10 protein-coding genes are annotated in these 13,731 nt (G+C 69.6%); 4 read left to right on the forward strand and 6 right to left on the reverse strand.

All coding sequences use genetic code 11. The features are described 5' to 3' along the window. Positions 1-54 precede the first annotated feature (54 nt). Positions 55-663: a LysE family translocator gene (locus tag JNUCC0626_RS44150; protein WP_394616565.1), complete on the forward strand. Its 609-nt coding sequence runs from the start codon at positions 55-57 to the stop codon at positions 661-663. Between the two features lie 19 nt (positions 664-682). Next, positions 683-1,291, forward strand: coding sequence for a LysE family translocator (locus JNUCC0626_RS44155; protein ID WP_394616566.1), 609 nt, complete (start codon positions 683-685; stop codon positions 1,289-1,291). A 1-nt stretch (position 1,292) separates the two neighbouring features. On the opposite strand, the gene JNUCC0626_RS44160 is transcribed toward JNUCC0626_RS44155, so the two are convergent. The 4 genes from JNUCC0626_RS44160 to JNUCC0626_RS44175 form a co-directional block, all read right to left on the reverse strand. Beyond that, positions 1,293-3,458 (reverse strand): ATP-binding protein, encoded by a 2,166-nt coding sequence (locus JNUCC0626_RS44160; RefSeq protein WP_394616567.1) that lies wholly within the window; start codon positions 3,456-3,458, stop codon positions 1,293-1,295. Positions 3,459-3,522: 64 nt separating this feature from the next. Beyond that, positions 3,523-5,973 (reverse strand): rhomboid family intramembrane serine protease, encoded by a 2,451-nt coding sequence (locus JNUCC0626_RS44165; protein WP_394616568.1) that lies wholly within the window; start codon positions 5,971-5,973, stop codon positions 3,523-3,525. Continuing rightward, positions 5,970-7,262: an alpha/beta hydrolase gene (locus JNUCC0626_RS44170; protein ID WP_394616569.1), complete on the reverse strand. Its 1,293-nt coding sequence runs from the start codon at positions 7,260-7,262 to the stop codon at positions 5,970-5,972. The genes JNUCC0626_RS44165 and JNUCC0626_RS44170 overlap by 4 nt, the downstream gene beginning before the upstream one ends. A gap of 91 nt (positions 7,263-7,353) precedes the next feature. Then, positions 7,354-8,292: a maleylacetate reductase gene (locus tag JNUCC0626_RS44175; protein WP_394616570.1), complete on the reverse strand. Its 939-nt coding sequence runs from the start codon at positions 8,290-8,292 to the stop codon at positions 7,354-7,356. A 98-nt stretch (positions 8,293-8,390) separates the two neighbouring features. Here JNUCC0626_RS44175 and JNUCC0626_RS44180 point away from each other — a divergent pair, with 98 nt between their 5' ends. Then, on the forward strand, positions 8,391-10,241 hold the full coding sequence (locus tag JNUCC0626_RS44180) for a Xaa-Pro dipeptidyl-peptidase (RefSeq protein ID WP_394616571.1): 1,851 nt from the start codon (positions 8,391-8,393) through the stop codon (positions 10,239-10,241). A gap of 39 nt (positions 10,242-10,280) precedes the next feature. Then, on the forward strand, positions 10,281-12,272 hold the full coding sequence (gene recQ / locus JNUCC0626_RS44185; RefSeq protein WP_394616572.1) for a DNA helicase RecQ: 1,992 nt from the start codon (positions 10,281-10,283) through the stop codon (positions 12,270-12,272). A gap of 18 nt (positions 12,273-12,290) precedes the next feature. Here the strand turns inward: recQ and JNUCC0626_RS44190 are convergent, their stop codons facing one another. Together JNUCC0626_RS44190 and JNUCC0626_RS44195 are read right to left on the reverse strand one after the other, a co-directional pair. Further along, positions 12,291-12,962: a hypothetical protein gene (locus JNUCC0626_RS44190; RefSeq protein WP_394616573.1), complete on the reverse strand. Its 672-nt coding sequence runs from the start codon at positions 12,960-12,962 to the stop codon at positions 12,291-12,293. Positions 12,963-13,008: 46 nt separating this feature from the next. Then, positions 13,009-13,707 (reverse strand): hypothetical protein, encoded by a 699-nt coding sequence (locus JNUCC0626_RS44195; protein WP_394616574.1) that lies wholly within the window; start codon positions 13,705-13,707, stop codon positions 13,009-13,011. Between the last annotated feature and the right edge of the window lie 24 nt (positions 13,708-13,731).

The raw sequence follows: 13,731 nt of genomic DNA on the forward strand, positions 1-13,731 counted from the left end.
GTCGGGCGTGTTAATTCTTCCGGTGGCGCTGCGGTTCCGTGTTCTCATGGCGGCATGTCGACCACCGCACTCTTGAGCTTCACGCTGGTTGCGTTGCTGACGGTCATCACGCCGGGCTTGGAGACGTTGCTGGTGCTGCGCACGGCCGTGCTGGTGGGCCGTCGCGCAGCCATGGGCGTGGTCGTGGGCAGCACTCTGGGTTGTCTGGTGTGGGCGACGGCGGGCCTGGTGGGTTTGACCGCGCTGTTGCAGGCGTCCGAACTGGCCTACGCCATCGTGCGGTGGCTGGGCGCGGCCTACCTGATCTACCTGGGTGGCAAAGCACTCTGGAACTCGCGGCGCCCGGCCGAGTTGGACGAACCCGCCCCGGTGCCGTCGGTGCGCGCGGCCGTCCGGGTGGGGTTGCTGACGAACCTGCTCAACCCCAAACCGGGCGTCTTCTACATCTCCTTGCTGCCGCAGTTCCTGCCCGTCGGCCAACCGGCGTGGGGCGGCGTGCTGGTGACCATCCACCTGGGCATCGGCCTGCTGTGGTTCCCGATCCTGATCACCGCCGCCGCCCGTACCCGCGCTTTCCTGCTGCGCCAACGTCTCCTGCTGGACCGGCTGTCCGCCACAGCGCTGATCGCGTTCGGCTTGAAAACCGCGGCCGACGCACGGTGACGTATGGTCTCATCTCCTCATGCCGACCGCCACCCTGCTGAGCTTCACGCTGGTCGCGTTGCTCACCGTGCTCACCCCCGGCCTGGACACCGTGATGGTGTTGCGCACCGCCCTGCTCAGCAGCAAACGCGCGGCCATGGGCGTGGTCGTGGGCATCACGCTGGGCTGTCTGCTCTGGGGTGCGGCGGGACTGGCGGGCTTGACCGCGCTGCTTCAGGCGTCCGAACTGGCCTACGACGTCGTGCGCTGGCTGGGCGCGGGCTACCTGATCTGTTTGGGCGCCAAGGCGTTGTGGAACTCCCGCAGAGCCACCTCGCTGGACGACACCCGCCCGGTGCCGAGCGCGGCGGCGTCGTTGCGCGTGGGCCTGCTGACCAACCTGCTCAACCCCAAGGTGGGCGTGTTCTACCTGTCCCTGCTGCCGCAGTTCATGCCGCCCGGCGAACCGGCCTGGGGCGCGGCCCTGGTGGCGATCCACCTGGGACTCGGCCTCGTCTGGCTGCCGCTGCTGATCCTGGTGGCCGACCGAGCCCGTGCTCTCCTGCTGCGCCAACGCCTTCTGCTGGACCGCCTGACCGCCTCGGTGTTCGTGGCGCTCGGCCTGAAGCTGGCGCTCGACGCCCGCTGAGTCAGCGTCCCCCGGCGGCCGAACGGTGCCAGGCCGCGAGCGCCACCCTGCTCGGCAGGCCCAGCTTCACCCGGATGTTGACCACGTGCCGGTCCGCGGTCCGCGGCGAGATGAACAGCCGCGCCCCGATCTGCTTCGACGTGAGCCCTTCCGCGACCAGCCCGGCGATCGTGAACTCCTGCCGCGTCAGCCCGCCCGGCAGCAGGGGCTTCGCGGGTCGCCGTTCGGAGTCCGGCACAGGTTCGAGCGCGAACGCCATCGCCTGGTCCGGGCGCAGGTCGGCGCCGAGCGTGGTGATCACCTGGTAGTCGTCGCCCAGCGACCGCCGCACGGTGCGGTCCGCGCGGTCGAGGTGCCGGCGGAACGGGCTCATGCCGGCGAACGACAGCCGCGAGATCCGTTCCTGCGACCGGAGTGCGCCGAGCAGCCGTGCCGCGCGGTCGAACGCCCCCAGCTCCGCGCACGTGCAGGCCAGCAGCCACAGGCTGAAGGGCGCACCCCAGGTGTCGCCGAGCGTCAGCTGGAGGCGCAACGCCTCGATCACCAGCGGGTGCACGCGTGCCGGGTCGCCGTGCAGCAGTTCGAAGAGGCCGCGGTGCCACAGTCCCCAGGCGTGCGACCACGTGACGCCGTTGTGCTCGGCCTGCCGGGCCAGCGCCGTCGTGGCCTTGTCGGCGTCTTCGGCGTCGAGCAGGAAGCACGCCGCCATCGCGTGCATCAGCTCGGTGATGTAGACGTCGCCGGGTGCCGAGTGCTGCCGGCAGAGTTCCACGACGTGCGCGTACAACGGCACGCAGTCCGATGAGCCTTCCACGAAGAAGAGATGTGTGGCCTCGGCGAGAACGAGATGCAGGTCCGTGATGGGCTGCCGGGGCAACGTGCGCGCCTCGTTCATCAACGGGAACGCCATCGCGCCGTCGCCCCGTGCCTGCGCCATGTACGCGCAGTGCGCCAGCAACGACGTGCGCAGCGGCGCGTCGGTGATCACCGCGCGGGCGGCCGCGAGCAGGTCCCAGGCCTGGCCGAGCATGCCCGCGAACGACGTGAACCGCGCCCGTTGCACGTTCATCGTCACGGCGGCACCCATCGCGGCGAGGTCAGGTGTGCGGAGTGCGTGCGCCACGGCCGTGCGGATGTTCGGCCACTCCTCCCACAGCCTGCCCATCCACCTCGCGTCGTCGGCCGAGAACCACGCGCGGGCGGCGGCGTCCACGAACTCGCTGTAGTGCACGGCGTGACACCGCAACGGTTCGTCGGCGTCCGTCAGCAGACGAGTGCCGAACTGCGCGACGGTGTCGAGCAGCCGGTAGCGGGTCTCCCCGGTGACCGGACTCGTCGCCGTGCCCACGATCGACCTGTTCGCCAAGGCGGACAACGGTTTCAGGACGTCCGCGTCCGCCACCGCCTCGGCCGCGGCCAGGTCGAAGTCGGCCGGGAACACCGACAGCCGCGCCCACAGCCGTCGTTCCTCGTCGGTGCACTCCTGTGCCGTCCACTCCAGCACCTGCTCCAGCGTGACGGGTTCGGGGAGGTGCGCTGCCTCCGTCGTCACCACCTCGACCGGCAACGCCGCGAGGAGTTCGATCGCGAGCGGAAGCCCGTCCACCGCGCGGCACAACGCCGTCACGTCCGGCGGCACGACCTCGGCGCGTTCCCCGAACAGGCGTGCCGCGTCGTCCACGCTCAACGGCGGCACACGCAGCACCTGCTCGCCGTAGACACCGAGCGGCTCCCGCGAGGTCGCGAGGATCGTCAGGCCCTCGCAGTCGCGCAACAGGTGGTGCACCAGGTGCCGGACCGCTTCCAGCAGGTGCTCGCAGTGGTCGAGGATCAGCAGCAAGTGCTTGTCGTACAACGACTCCACGAGCCGGGTGAGGCCGGGCTCCGGTGAGTTGTCGACGATCCGCAGCTCCGTCGCCACCGTGCGGGCCAGCGCCGCCGGGTCGTGCAGGTCCCCGAGCCGCACCCGCCAGACCCCGTGCTGGAACGCCGCCGCCCGCACCAGCGCACGTCCGGTCTCGACCGCGATCCGGGTCTTGCCCGCACCACCCGCACCCACCAGCGTGACCAGCCGCGATCGGCGCAGGAGCGCCTCGGTGTCGGCGAGCACGGCCCCGCGGCCGACGAACGTCGTGGTCTGAGCAGGCAGAGTGCCCCGCGCGGTCATCGGCGCATCTTCGCCTAGCCGCGCCGAAGTGTGACGGAGAGGATCGCCTCACCACCCTTTCGGTCTAGCGAGTTCGACCATGCGTGGTCACGCGGTCGCGCGTGCGGATGATCATCTTGCTCGCGAGCCGCAGTCCCTGCCGCGCGTTGAGGTGCGGCAGGTACGCGCGGCTCACCGCGTTCGCGATGCGCGGCAACGCCGCCGAGTCCGGGTACGCCATGAACATCGGCTGGTAGGTCGGCTGGAACTTCGCCTTGAACGCGAACAGCGAGCGGAACCCGTACACCGGCTCCAGCACCTGCCCGGTGAAGTCCAGGACGCGCTGCAACGCCCGCGGCCGTTCGCCCCGGTCCAGCCGGGCCAGGGGAGCCCCGGACAGGCTGAGGAACCGCGCGCCCTCCGCCTGGAGTTCCAGCGCCGCCGAGGCGATCAGGAACTCCATCGAGCCGCGGAACCCGTCCGAGCGGCGCCGCATGAAGTCGAGCGTCCACCCGACGACCTCGCCGTCGGCGTACACCGGCAGCCAGCTCGTGATGCCGTGCACCGTCCGGTCGGCGTCGACCGCCAGCAGGCAGCGCACCCCGTCACCGGCCAGCTCTTCCAGGCCTCCCAAGGTGAATCCCATCTCGGGCAGCCCCTTGTCCGCCACCCACTCCGCCGAGATCGACCGGATCTGGTCGGTGATCGCGTAGGGAGCTTCGGCGTACGTGCACCACTCGGCGGTGATGCCGTCCTTGCCGGCCTTGTTCAGCGCCGTGCGGACGTCCTGCCACTTCTTGCCGGTGAAGCTCAGCTTGTCCAGCTCGATCACCGTGTCCTCGGCGACCTGCACCGCGGACCAGCCGAGCCCCTCCACCGCGGCCCGCGTTTCCGCGCCCACGCTGTAGAGACACGGCGTCCAGCCGTTGTGCGCGCAGAACTCCGCGAACCCGCGCACGGCGTCCACCCGCGCCGGGCCGATCGGATCGCCGACCGTCAGCGCGATGGTCGCCACCACCCGGTACGCGATGGCGTTCTCACCGTCGGGCGTGAACCAGTACTGGTTGCCACGCCACGTCGTCATGTACGACAACGACGAACCACCGTGCCGCCGCATGAGGTCGCGAGCGCGCGTGGCCGATGCCTCGCACGAGGACGGCCACGTCCGCCACGACGCCATCAGCATGCCCGCCAGCACGATCAGCCAGAACACCACGCCCGTGTACTCGAACAGCAGCGCGCCGACGAACCCGTCCGAGGCGAACCGCAACGGCACCAGGTCGAGGTACCCCGGCGGCAGGAACCGCGTCGGCAGGTCCGCGAGCAGCGCGCCGAAGCTCGGCTCCGGCGTGAACTGGTCGCGCACCAGGTACCCGCCGAAGACGTACAACGCCGACAGCAACGCGACGCTGATCGCCGTGAACCGCCAGAACTTCACGACGGCACGGCGAGGCAGCCGCACGTCGAAGTGCCTGCGGGTCACCAGCAGCACCACGATGATCGCCAGCGGAGCCAGCATCGGCACACCGAACGAGACCGACAGCTCCAGCAGGCTCACATCGGGGAACTGCGCGACGTACACGACGTAGGAACCGATGAACGCCGCGAACGCCAGGTTGAACACCAGCGCCGCCCGCCACGCGAACCGCCGCCCGCGTCGCAGACCTTCCGCCAGCACCAGCAACAGCAACGCCGGCAGCAACGACATCACCAGCGCGGGGAACCGGCCGTACGAGAGCTGGACCACCATCGTCCGGCACTGCTCGACCATGTCCCCGACGCACATCGCGTCGACGTCCTCCTGCAGCGGCTGGGTCACCGCCACCACATCGGCGAACCACCACAACGGCCCGTTCGGGTACGGCGACATCATCGACACCACCGGCCCCAGCGCGGACGCCGCGATCAGCAACGCCACCAGCACTCGCGTCTCCTGGAAGGAACGCGCCTTGCTCACCGGCCCGTTCCTCAGGAACAGCGCCCCGACCAGCAGTCCGGCCACGCCACCGGACAGTCGGAGCACGTCTTCGAGCCAACCTGAGTACAGAGTAAGGACCAGCACCGACAAGATCATCAACAGTCGTACGCGACGCCTCCAGAGCGGTGGCATCCGGAACGTCAGCGCGAGCACGAGCCCGACCCCGCCGATCGACGGTCCGGTCGCCTGCTCGCCCACGAGCGACTCGAGCCAGGTCCAGTGCAGATCGCGGCCGATCAGCACGAAACCGAGGCCGAGGAACGAGCCCACCACGTGCGAGGAGAGGAAGATCGCCGCCGTCCGCACCGCGCCGAACTCGCGTTCCGCCAGCACCCCGGCGACGAGCAGCAGCACCGTCGTGCCGACGTACCCGAGCAGGTCCATCGACCACAGGGCCGAGGTGAAGACCGTCCACCACGGACTCCCGGTGCCGAACCCGGTGCGCGCGAGCAGCTCGTCGCTCGCGCCGCCGGCCGCGCCGGTCAGCGTGCCGACCGTCCAGAAGACGATGAGGAACGCGCAGGTCAGCGGCGCGGCGCGGAACAGCTTGGCGATCATCTGACCAGCCCTGTTCGCTGCGCGAGCCACGGCAGCGAGCCGTACAGACCCGGCCGCCACACGTTCCAGTCGTGTCCTCCCGGGAGTTCCTTCCACTGCACGTCCATTCCGGCCTTGCGACAGGCCTCGAACACCTCGGCGTCGGCCGGGCGGTACAGAGCGTCGTCCTTGCCCGCCACGATCACGCCCGCGGTGCGCGGGAACTTCTCGCGGGCGAGGATGTCGAGGGGGTTGACGCGGGCGAACGCCGCCGCGTCGCCGCCGAAAGCGGCCTTGACCGTCTCCTCGCGGGTGCCGAGCGTCGGCTCGCGCTGACCGGAGAGGTCGATGAAGTTGCCGTACACGTCAGGCGCGCGCACTGCGAGCTGCACGGCGCACGTGCCGCCGTGCGAGAAGCCCGCGATGGTCCACGCTTCGCGGCGTTCGTCGACCGTGAGGCGTTCCTTGATCCAGCCGGGCACGTCCCTGGCGAGGTACGTCTCGGACTGGCCCAGCTTCGAGTCGAGGCACAGGGGGTTCGCCGTGACCGCGCCGAGCTGGTCGGCCATCACCACGATCGGCGCGAGGCCGTTGTGGGCGCGCGCGAACGCGTCCATGTTCTCGACGATGCCGCCCGCGTCGTACCAGTCGCGCGGCGAACCCGGCTGCCCCGCCAGCAGGACGAGGACCGGTAGCTTCGGCCGGGGCTTGGCGGCGTAGGCGGGCGGCAGGTAGATCCACGCCGGGCGGGCCTTGAACGCGCCGGGGATGTGGATCTCGGACATCGTGCCCTTGTCCGGCAGACCGGTGGCCGTCCACACGTCCGCGAGCGTCTTGCCCTCAGGCACCTCGAGCACGTCCGAGGGCGGCGCGGTGTCGGGCAGTTCGACGCTCGGGTTGTGGAAGACCTGGAGCACGGCCCGTCCGGTGGGGTACTGCCCGTAGTACGCGTTCGTGGCCGTGACCGCGCTCGCCAGAACGACGATCGCGGCGACGACGCTCAGCACACGCCCGTACCAACGCGACGGCCGTAGGCGTGCCACGGCCAGCGAGAGGGCCACGAGCGCAGCGCCCAGCCAGACCATGAGGATGATCGGCAGCGGCTCGGGCCACGGCTTCCACAGGTTGTTGACCACGAGCGTGAAGCCGGTCACGACGAGCGCGCACGTCAGCACGACGATCGGCACCACGCGGACCCACCAGGTCCGGTTCTTCCGAATCGCCAGATACGCGAGGGCGAGCACGGCCGCGACGGTGGCGGCCTTCGGGATCGGCCCATTTATCAGGGACAGATCCAACGGGCTGAGCATGCCCTCAATGCTTCAGGAAGTCTTCAGGAACCGCATCGGTGGTTCGTCTTGGTTCAGAGCCGTGAACATCAGCCTTAAGAATGACAACCCATCAGTCGCGTGATGCGTCGCGCCAGGCGTTCGTGAGTGTCCTCAGTGCATCGGGGTGGTCGGCGATCTCCGCGGCACGGGACAAATCGGACTCCGCCATTCCCAACTCCCGCAACGATGTCACGGCGCCGAACCGGGTGGCCGCGTCGTGGATGCGGCCCGCCAGATCAGCGGGCGCCGTGTGGGGGAGCAACGCCGTGTGTGTGGCAGCGTGCGGCAAACCGAACGTACCGCCCAAAACGTGCGCCAGCTTGTGATGCAGTCCCATGGGGACGGACGCGAGGCATGTGCCACCGAGCCACGCTGCGGACAACAACTCCGTGCGCGCATCCACAGTGGACGGGTTTCCGCTCAAAGCGCGCAAAACGCCCTCGATCGCCTTGGTGGCGATGGCGTCGATCAACGGGTTCTCGTTGCCACGGGCCGCGACGGCGTGCGCGAGAGAGTTGAGCGCGCTTGTGACCGTGACGTCGAGGGGCAGGTCGAGCGTGAGGTCGACGTCGTAGAGGACGGTGTTCGGCTGGATCGCGGGGTCGCGGCGCGTCTTCTTCAGCCCGGCCGCCGTCTCGCCGAGGACCTGGGTGACCTCGGACCCCGCGTAGGTCGTCGGGATGATGATCTGCGGCACGCCGGTGCGGACCGCCAGCGCCTTCGACAGGCCCGTGCTCGAACCGCCGCCGACGGACACGATGCCGTTCGCGCCGTGTTCGCGTAACAACGCGAGCGCGCGCTCTGTGACCTCGACGGGTGTGTGCATCGCCGCGCCCGTGAACCGCGTCACCAGCAGCGAGCCGAGTTCGGCGGCCACCTTGTCACCGCCGTGGCGGGCGATCAGCAGCACGCGCGTCGCCCCGAGCCGTTCGGCCTCGGCGCGGACGGTGGAGGCGGTGCCGCGCCCGAAGACGACGCGGGTGCGGCCTGGTTCGAAGGTGAAGCTCACCTAGGACGAATACGTGAGGCAAGAGCGCTGCGCAACAGCAGAGGGTCAAGCCTTTCGGCTCTGACGGGTGACTTCGTCACTCCTTAGCGTGAATCTTCATGAAGCGTGTTCGTGTTGTAGTGGCGTTAGCAGGGGCCCTGACCCTGACGCCAATCCCTGCCACAGCGGCGACACCTGCGTTCCAGCTGTCCGGCGGCGTCACCGCGCCGATCCACTCGATGGCCGACGCGGTTCGCGAGACCGTCTACGTCGACTCCGGGCTCGATCTCGACGGCGACGGCACCCGTGACCGGGTCGCGGCCGACATCATCAGGCCGTCCACGACCGGGCGCGTGCCCGTGATCATGGACGCCAGTCCCTACTACCAGAGCGCGGGCCGCGGCAACGAGGGCGAGGTCAAGACCTACGACTCCGCCGGTGTGCCGGTGAAGTTCCCGCTCTTCTACGACAACTACTTCGTACCGCGCGGGTACGCCGTCGTGCTCGTCGACTTCCTCGGCACGAACCGGTCGCGCGGCTGCGTCGACGTCGGTGGCCAGTCCGAGATCGCCTCGGGCACCGCCGTGATCGACTGGCTGAACGGGCGGCGCACCGGCTACTCGACCCTGACCGGCTCGACGACCAAGTCCGCGTCCTGGTCGACCGGCGCCGTCGGCATGATCGGCAAGTCGTGGGACGGCTCGATCGCGAACGGCGTCGCGGCCACCGGTGTCGACGGCCTGAAGACGATCGTGCCGATCGCGGCCATCAGCTCCTGGTACGACTGGTTCCGCTCGGACGGCGTCGCGTACCCCGGCTACAGCTCGCCGACCGGGCTGGGATCGCAGTTCGAGAACTCCAACGCGCGCTCGCGATGCGCGACCGTGCGTTCGCAGATGACGAACGGTTCCCCGGCCAATGGCGACTACACGGCCATGTGGCAGACACGCGACTTCGTGCGCAACGCGTCGAAGGTGAAGGCGTCGATCTTCGCGATCCACGGGCTGAACGACCTCAACGTGAAGACGTTGCAGTACGGGCAGTTCTGGGACGCGGTGCCCGCCACGGTGCCGAAGAAGCTGTGGTTCTCGCAGACCGCGCATGTCGACCCGTTCGACTTCCGGCGCAGCGAGTGGGTGCCGACGCTGCACCGCTGGTTCGACCGCTGGCTGCTGGACGTGCAGAACGGCATCGAGAACGAGCCCCAGGTGTCGTCGGAGCGCGCGCCGGACGTGTGGTCGACCGATCAGGCGTGGCCGCCCGCAGGCACCGTCAACACCGTGTTGCGTCCTTCTTCTTCCGGACTCGGCACGGCGGCGGGCACCGGCACGTCGGCGTTCACCGACAACGGCAGCGGCACGCCGACGAACTGGGTCTCCGGCTCGAACACCGGCAGGGCGATCTGGTCGACCGGTGCGCTGGCCTCGGACCTGCGCATCGCCGGCACGTCGTCGATCACGGTGGGGGTGTCGTCGTCGACGTCGACCGCGCACCTCACGGCGTACCTCGTCGACTACGGACCGGCGCGCGTGCGCACGGGCGAAGGCATTCGCACGTTGACCACGGAGTCGTGCTGGGGCGAGAGCCGTACGGGTGATGACGCGTGTTACCGCAACACGGAGGCCACGACGGGCAACGTCGACGCGCAGATCATCGCGCGCGGCTGGGCGGACCTCGCGAACTGCCAGTCGCTCACGACCCCGCGCACGATCACGCCGGGCACCAAGTACCGCATGACGTTCCGACTGTCCACAACGGACTGGGTCGTCCCGGCGGGCCACCGGCTGGGCCTGGTGATCGGCGGCACCGACACGACCGCGATCGTGCGGCCGAGTCAGCTGCCGCGGCTCACCGTCGACCTGGCGGACACCTCGGTGCGGGTCCCGCTGAAGGGCACCGTGCCGTCCGCCTCGCCCGCTCCGCTCGCCGCCGCCAGCGTTTCCGCTGGTACGAAGAGCGCGTTGGGCTAGCGAACCGGACTGTCGGTGCTGCTCGCTAGCATCGGCGCCATGGGTTCAACCGAGTACGGAGACGCGCTGCAGGTTCTGCAGCGCGTCTTCGGGTACCCCGAGTTCCGCGGCGACCAGGCCGCCATCGTCGAGCACGTGATCTCGGGCGGCGACGCGCTCGTGCTCATGCCGACCGGCGGCGGCAAGTCCCTGTGCTACCAGGTGCCCGCACTGGTCCGTCCCGGCACGGGTGTGGTGATCTCGCCCCTGATCGCCCTGATGCAGGACCAGGTGGACGCGTTGCGCGCCCTGGGCGTGCGCGCGGGCTTCCTCAACTCCTCGCTGTCCTGGGACGAACGGCGGATGGTCGAGGCCGAGTTCGTCAACGGCGAGCTCGACCTGCTCTACCTGGCGCCGGAACGCCTGACGTCCGAGGCCACCCTGCGGCTCCTCGACCAGGGCGAGATCGCGCTCTTCGCGATCGACGAGGCGCACTGCGTCTCCCAGTGGGGCCACGACTTCCGGCCCGACTACCTCTCGCTGACGCACCTGCACGAGCGGTGGCCGAAGGTCCCGCGCGTCGCGTTGACCGCGACGGCGACGGAGGCGACCCGCACCGAGATCCTCACCCGGCTGGAGCTGACCGAGGGCCGTCAGTTCGTCTCCAGCTTCGACCGCCCGAACATCCAGTACCGCATCGTCGGCAAGAAGGAGCCGAAGAAGCAGCTCCTCGATCTGCTGCACGGCGAGCACAAGGGCGACGCGGGCATCGTCTACTGCCTCTCCCGCGCCTCGGTCGAGAAGACCGCGGAGTTCCTGGTGGCCAACGACATCCCGGCCCTGCCGTACCACGCGGGCCTGGACGCCTCGGTGCGGCAGCGCAACCAGGCGAGGTTCCTGCGCGAGGACGGCCTCGTCATGGTCGCCACCATCGCGTTCGGCATGGGCATCGACAAGCCGGACGTCCGCTTCGTCGCCCACCTCGACCTGCCGAAGTCGGTGGAGGGCTACTACCAGGAGACGGGCCGCGCGGGCCGCGACGGCCAGCCGTCCACCGCCTGGCTCGCCTACGGCCTCTCCGACGTCGTGCAGCAGCGCAAGATGATCGAGTCCTCCGAAGGCGACCTGGCGTTCCGCCGCCGCTCCCAGGCGCACCTCGACGCGATGCTCGCCCTCTGCGAGACGATCACCTGCCGCCGCAGCATGCTCCTCGACTACTTCGGCGAGTCCGGCGTCCCCTGCGGCAACTGCGACACCTGCCTGACCCCGCCGGAGTCCTGGGACGGCACGGTGGCCGCCCAGAAGGTCCTCTCGACGGTCTACCGCCTGCGCAAGGAGCGCAACCAGAAGTTCGGCGCCGGCCAGGCCATCGACATCCTGCTGGGCCGCAAGACCGCCAAGGTGATCCAGTTCGACCACGACCAGCTGAGCACCTTCGGCATCGGCGAGGACCTCAACGAGAGCGAGTGGCGCGGCGTCGTCCGCCAGCTGCTGGCCCAGGGCCTGCTGGCGGTGGAGGGCGAGTACTCGACCCTGGTCCTGACCCAGGCGAGCTCCGACGTCCTGGGCCGCAAGCGCGAGGTGAAGCTCCGCAAGGACCCGGCCCCGGTCCGCACCAGGAGCACCGCCCAGTCCCCGTCGTCGAGTGGCACCAAGCAGAAGGTGGACCTCCCCGCCGAGGCCACGCCGCTCTTCGAGGCCCTGCGCGAGTGGCGTGCCCAGCAGGCCCGCGAACAGAGCGTCCCGGCCTACGTGATCTTCCACGACGCCACCCTGAAGTCCATCGCGGCGAGCCGCCCCACCAGCCTGTCCGCCCTCGGCGGCGTGAGCGGCGTGGGCCAGGCCAAGCTGACCAAGTACGGCGACCAGATCCTCGAGGTGGTCGCCGCAGGCCCGGCCGGACCCGCCACCACCCAGCCCGCAGCACCCGCCGCCGAGCCCGCCAAACCCAAGTCCCGCACCACCACCCAGGGCGGCGCGGCGTGGGGCTCGGGCGACGGGGCGGACGAGTGGCCAGAACCGGAAGAGCCGGACGAGTCGATCGACTGGTGACCCGCTCCCTCCCGTGGCTCAGGCCGCCGCCACTGCCTGGGCCACGATCGGGAGCATCTCCTTCAGCTGCTGCTGCGCCGTTCCCCGCGTGAGGACGGGGTCGTCGGAGATGACGTTGCTGCCGAAGTTGACCAGCAGGTTGCCGCGGGCCAGGTAGGCCTGGCAGTTGTGCTGGCCCTCCTGCACGTCCGGTGCCGTCTCGCAGTAGGCGTAGAGGTCGTCGAAGCCGGGTGGCGGTGGGTCCATGGCCACGTCCGGGGTCACGACCCGCTCCGGCTTGCCCTCCTTGCGGACGTAGCTCGGGCAGGCGCGTGCCTTCTCCCTGACCCTGTCGAGCAGGTCGGCGGTCTTGCCCTCGGACAGGGCGTGCACGTTTTGCCAGACGACCTTGTACGGGCCGCTCCAGAGCCTGTGGCGCATCACCCTCATGCCGGATTTGATCTCAACGTCGCCGCACAGGAAGGCCACGCCCGATGTCTGGGCGACGATCTCGCCTGGGGCAGCCGGGATGTCCTTGCTCCAGGGAGCGTCCGGGTCGAACGTGTCCTTGGGCACGAGCGCGGCCACGGCGCGGTCCGACAGCTGATTCCAGTTCTGCGGCACCGGCGTGCTCGGCGGAGGAGAAGTGGAGGACGGCGGTGGCACGGTCTGCGGTGCGGAGCAGCCGGCCAGCAGGACGGCAAGGATCAACCAACGTCGGAACACATCAACCCCCCAGGTCGGGGGGAAGCATAAGTCAGGTCACCTTCTCGATCTGAGCGCGTTTGATCACGTTCTTGCCGGACTCCCCGACGAGATCGAAGGCCGCGCTGTTCAACACCACGCACGACGGCCCGACGCCGACGATGCGCACGGTCGTCTGCTTGCCGTTGTCGAGATTGGTGACCCGGACCGCGGACCCGACCGGGAGTTGCGACGAGAACGCTCCGGGTTCGCCGCCCACCGAGGACAGGCCGACGGTCGCACCGTCGCAGACGACCTGACCCACGACACCGGAGGGACGCACTCGGGAGACCGAGGTCCGGGTGCTGGGAGTGGGAGCGGGCGCGTTTCCGACGATCTCCACGCGGATTCGGCGGAGAACGCTGTCCACGCCGCCCTCGCCCGTTTCAGCGGACCACAGGGAATCCAGTGCCGCGTTGTTGATGATCGCGCAGTGGGCGGAAGGGCCGATGACCGAGACGGTGATCGCGCGACCGTTGGCGGGATTGCTGAGTCGTAGTTGCGTGCCGAGGGGGAACTGGTCCGAAAGCACACCTGCCGGGCCTTTCGCGTTCGTTGTTCTCACCTGCTTGCCGGCGCACACCTCTTTGCCCGCCACCCCCGACTGCGATGCAGGCGCACCGGAACCGGCGAGAGCGAAGGCCGCACCCCCGATGGCCGCGACGACGGAGAAGATTCCCGCGCCCGCGACCCAGCCCTTCGACCAGCGCATGTGCAACACCCGACCTTTCTGTCA

This window comes from Lentzea sp. JNUCC 0626, from assembly GCF_043632865.1.
Taxonomy (GTDB): domain Bacteria; phylum Actinomycetota; class Actinomycetes; order Mycobacteriales; family Pseudonocardiaceae; genus Lentzea.